4 protein-coding genes are annotated in these 3,143 nt (G+C 45.7%); 1 reads left to right on the forward strand and 3 read right to left on the reverse strand.

The window, feature by feature from the left end; genetic code table 11:
* Positions 1-225: 225 nt before the first annotated feature.
* The 3 genes from RHEIN_RS16300 to RHEIN_RS16310 form a co-directional block, all read right to left on the reverse strand.
* Positions 226-597, reverse strand: coding sequence for a Putative transcription regulator containing HTH domain protein (locus tag RHEIN_RS16300; protein ID WP_008900081.1), 372 nt, complete (start codon positions 595-597; stop codon positions 226-228).
* Between the two features lie 88 nt (positions 598-685).
* Positions 686-2,077: a DEAD/DEAH box helicase gene (locus RHEIN_RS16305; protein WP_008900082.1), complete on the reverse strand. Its 1,392-nt coding sequence runs from the start codon at positions 2,075-2,077 to the stop codon at positions 686-688.
* Positions 2,074-2,631 carry a hypothetical protein gene (locus RHEIN_RS16310; RefSeq protein ID WP_139056489.1) on the reverse strand — a complete coding sequence of 186 codons (558 nt, stop codon included), beginning with the start codon at positions 2,629-2,631 and terminating at the stop codon, positions 2,074-2,076. Before RHEIN_RS16310 ends, RHEIN_RS16305 begins: the two co-directional genes overlap by 4 nt.
* Positions 2,632-2,722: 91 nt before the next feature.
* Here RHEIN_RS16310 and RHEIN_RS16315 point away from each other — a divergent pair, with 91 nt between their 5' ends.
* Positions 2,723-3,043, forward strand: coding sequence for a helix-turn-helix domain-containing protein (locus tag RHEIN_RS16315; RefSeq protein WP_008900084.1), 321 nt, complete (start codon positions 2,723-2,725; stop codon positions 3,041-3,043).
* Positions 3,044-3,143: the final 100 nt, after the last annotated feature.

Here is a 3,143-nt window from a genome sequence, read left to right on the forward strand (position 1 = left end):
GCTTTCAGCTGACCTTCTAATTTGCTCGATTTTAAAATCTCTTTGGCAAATCAAGTTGCGAAAAGTCAGTAACAAAAAAGCCCCGATAGTTCGGGGCCTTTGGCAGTCAATTCTGTTTGAACACTTCAGTTATTAACGTGGGGTGGTTCTACCGCCACAAACATTCATTGGATGCTTCAATTTTTAACGTGAGGTGCACCTACCTTCACAGACTGCATAGAAAGCCTACCCGAATTGCTTACTACGGTCAAATAGCGCGGGATATCTTTTACATAACATGGACAACTGCTCGCATGTCAGTGTTTGTTGTCCGTTAAGGTGTGATTCGATATCTTCGGACAGGCCCAACTTATGCAGAAAGTCCTTAGTCTCTAAACTGCTCTGGTCCATCAACACCCTGAGCAGGGATTCGGTGGTTGAGAGTCTTGCTGCTGATTGATTAAATGCAGCAAAGTGAGCTGAGTGTTCTTCATACCTTTCCAGCAAGGGTGTCAGTAGGTCTATCTGGGGCCTGTTGGCATCATAATCTTCAAACAGCACGTCTATTTGTGCCAGTACTTCCAGATAATCCTCGTGGGTCGTAATCTCTTTTGTCATTGCTGTCTCCGTGCGGAGTTCTTGCGTTTAGAAAGAACAACCAAGACTGGTTGGCTTAATATCTCCCACTGTCTTTTTTATACAGTCATCAACCAATTAGTGCCAGTACCCGCTCTGTAAACTTGCCTTGCATCCAGACACTCAGCAGTTCTTCCTCGGGAGCGGTTTTGATAGTTGGAGCCTGGGGCATAAACTCTCCCTCAAACAACAACTCGTCCAGTTGCTTTGCAAATTCACTGCGCAGCTCTGCCGGTACCTTGCGATTTGAACCGTTGGATGGTTCACCCGCCACTACCTGGAGCATGTTCAATCTGCTCATTACTTGCTGTTCCGGTATTTCCTGCCCCAGCTGTTCTGCATATCTGACGAGCCCAGGCTCAGCTAGGCAATAGAGCCAGCCTGAATGGTTAGATTGATCAGGTTGCAGGCGAAGCACACGACCAAGCACCTGTCTAAAGAATAGCTCTGTTCTTGCCAGACTTAACAAACAACAAACGCGCAGTCGTGGGATATCTGTGCCCTCGGCTATCATTCCGACGCTGATAATCCAACTCGTAGAACTTGTTCTGAAATGTTCAATTTTTTGCTGTGCGGCTGAATCGTTATAAGTGACCACGACACAGCTTTGCTGAAATTCATTGTTCAGCAACTGAGTCAGCTGGTGAGCGTGTGCGATGTTTGCGGCAACCACTAATCCGGCAGCTGATGGCTGCTCCTTTTTCAGTTCCATAAGTTTTAGCAGTGCCTGTTTGAGCACAAAACGTTGCGTATCTATGTTCAGCAACATTTGCTGGAACCGAACTTCGCCAGAATTGAGCGCACAAGCTAATGACGGAAATTGTTCTGAGCCAGAATCACGTTTGACCGTGATTTTATTGTTATCAATCAGCACAATGTGCGGACTCCTACAAACCCTATCACCGATAGCCTGACGTAAGCCATATCGATAATCAAGTAGGATTTGCCCCTCTGGATCTGAATATTTTGCCATTGCGATACGCAATTGATCGGAGCGCCACGGAGTACCGGTCAGCGCCAAAGAAAAACGTGCATGCTCCTGAATACGGCGCAAGATAACCTGCCCCCAGGCGTTAAAACCTGTTTCATCACCTGCACAGTGATGAATTTCGTCAAAGACCACAAACACCCGAAACCGCTTCAGCAATAACCAAAACTTCTCCGGCAGATTCAGCATTGCCTGATAGGTCAGAGATGTTCCAACATCACCGAGCTTGCCCTCAAATCCACTCGCAAATTGCGACTCAAAGGTCTCCTTCAAGCCTTGAGCAATCGTTAACGATGGTGAAAAACAAAGAATAAAATCAATTTGTCCCTCTTGTAACAATCGTTTAGCCAAAGATGCTGCCATCAATGACTTGCCGGCACCTGGAGTGGCCAAGCAAAGAAAATGTCTGTGGCCGTCAGCATAGTGGTTCAATGCTGTTTCGATACATTCCTGCTGCCAGAAACGTAGTTTCATGGTTGTTCGCACTCAATAAGCAGGCGTCTGAGTACTTCAACTTCGCCCAATTTACTCAGGGACTTTTCCTTATACTCCATGTGCATCTTGCTGAGCTTTTGACGCAATTGGGGATAAGTCTGGATCTTTTGTTGGCACTGATCTGCAGCGCTGCTGCTGACCCAGAGCTCACGCTCGGCTCGGGCCAGCTCGTCCCGCAATTGTTCTTTCAGGGCAGGAACCGAAGGATTCTCGACAACTTTGTTCATGCCAACATCCAACTCACGTAATAAATTGGTTTGCTGAAAAACAAAGGAACTGTCCGGCATATTCTGCTTCACCAGATACCCTTTTTTTACAAAACGGTCTACCACCCGATAGAGCGACTGATAGACCGTTTTTGTACTTTGTGTTGGAAAGTGACGTTTAAATTCCTGATGCAAATCCGCAAAGGAAAATTCAGGAAAGCCTTTTGCAAGCAGCGATTTAACGACGAGCGTCGGAGATAACTGCTGATCCGACAATGTATGCATGAGAATGTCTGCCTTAACACCGCACTCCCTATGGGAGTACATAGATGAACATAGAAATACTGAGGATTCCTAAGTATACTCCCCTTGGTATTCCTTAGACAATCTAAGTATTCAGAGCTCACCGTATGAAACAGTGTCGCAACTTATCCCTTTTACCATCCGACTTAAGCAAGCCAGAAAAGCTGCAGGTATCAGTCAAACTAAGCTGGGCTTACGTATTGGTTTTGAAGCTGGCTCAGCGAGCAGCCGTATGAATCACTATGAAAAAGGCCGGCACTTGCCTGACTTGGAAACAATGAAAAGGATGGCGAAGGAGTTGAATGTCCCTTTGGCATATTTTTTCTGTGAAAGTGATGATGAGGCTGAGTTATTAAAGATATTCAGCCAGATGGATTCATTACGAAAAGCAGAATTACTTATCGATTTGAAGAAGAAAAACTTAACCGACCATTAAACATGTACCACCAGCGTCGCTGAAAATAACATGTAGCTGGAGCGTAACTCTGTGCCAGATATTGAAAGCTGTCTGGCTATTGTTGAACCACAACTTTTCA

Source organism: Rheinheimera sp. A13L (assembly GCF_000217935.1).
Classification (GTDB): Bacteria; Pseudomonadota; Gammaproteobacteria; order Enterobacterales; family Alteromonadaceae; genus Pararheinheimera.

Bases quoted from the DNA above. Each gene is read 5' to 3' on its own strand.
- RHEIN_RS16305 (WP_008900082.1), bottom strand. From the start codon at position 2,077: ATGAAACTACGTTTCTGGCAGCAGGAATGTATCGAAACAGCATTGAAC.
- RHEIN_RS16310 (WP_139056489.1), bottom strand. From the start codon at position 2,631: ATGTACTCCCATAGGGAGTGCGGTGTTAAGGCAGACATTCTCATGCAT.
- RHEIN_RS16300 (WP_008900081.1), bottom strand. From the start codon at position 597: ATGACAAAAGAGATTACGACCCACGAGGATTATCTGGAAGTACTGGCA.